The sequence below is a fragment of the Rahnella perminowiae genome (assembly GCF_019049755.1).
Classification (GTDB): Bacteria; Pseudomonadota; Gammaproteobacteria; order Enterobacterales; family Enterobacteriaceae; genus Rahnella; species Rahnella perminowiae.
The window spans coordinates 1-962 of sequence record NZ_JAFMOS010000137.1 but is presented as its reverse complement, the minus strand read 5'-3'; the positions used below and the strand labels follow the sequence as shown (position 1 = coordinate 962).

The 962-nt window shown below is 38.3% G+C and carries 2 protein-coding genes; both read left to right on the top strand.

Annotated elements, in window-relative coordinates:
- A partial coding sequence (locus J1785_RS00740) for a LysR substrate-binding domain-containing protein (protein WP_238483012.1) occupies nt 1-417 on the top strand: 417 nt, incomplete at its 5' end.
- 167 nt (nt 418-584) lie between these two features.
- Nucleotides 585-962, top strand: a 378-nt coding sequence (locus J1785_RS00735; protein ID WP_217218570.1) for an MFS transporter, incomplete at its 3' end; no start/stop codon positions are given.

The window sequence follows — 962 nt, the reverse complement described above, 5'->3', positions numbered from 1 at the left end:
ATTTTGGTTTGTTCTCCTGATTATTTCGCCAAAATAACACCTCCATCACATGCTCAAGATCTTTCTTCTTTGTGCGGTCTCATCTTTGGTTATCCAGGTTTTAACTCAACATCTTGGACGTTAGAGAATATAGAGAATGGCGAGATCCGGTGCATACCAATCAAAAAATGCATGAGTTCTGATGATGGAATAGCATTACTAAATTGGGCACTTCAAGGGCATGGGATTGCATTACGTGAATCATGGAGTATAAAAAAATATATTGCCTCAGGGGAACTTATTAACATTCTCCCTGAATGGCATGAACCGATTAGCCCTATACAGATAGTACGAACCAGTCGTAATTCAATTCCAATAAGAATTTCAATGTTTTCAAATTTTCTGATTGAGTTTTGTCAAGATAAGCTAAATAAATAGCAATATGACCGGGAGTAAAATCCCGGCTGAATATAAGATTAAGCTAGGACGTGACTTGGCTTATCTTGTGACAGTCTTTCACAAGTGATTTTCCAAATAGCGTATAGCATGTAATGATGGAACTATGCATTATCACTCCATAGAAGACCTATCCTTTGGAGAATGATATGCCACTTGCATTGTTAGCGTTGGCTATTAGCGCTTTTGCTATTGGTACAACAGAGTTTGTTACTACAGGATTACTGCAAAATATTGCAAATGATCTCCATGTTTCTATTCCGCAAGCCGGATATCTAACTTCTGGCTACGCAATGGGAGTAGTGGTTAGCGCCCCAATATTGACTATATTGTTAGCACGTTTTAATCGCAAACATACATTAGTGTTTCTGATTTTATTATTTATTATCGGCAGTGTTATTTCTGCGCAATCCAGCAACTTTGAACAACTACTTATTGGTCGTGTCTTATCTGCATTTTGTCATGGCGCTTTTTTTGGAATCGGTGCCGTAGTTGCCACTACCGTAGTTGACCCAAATAAAAAGGCC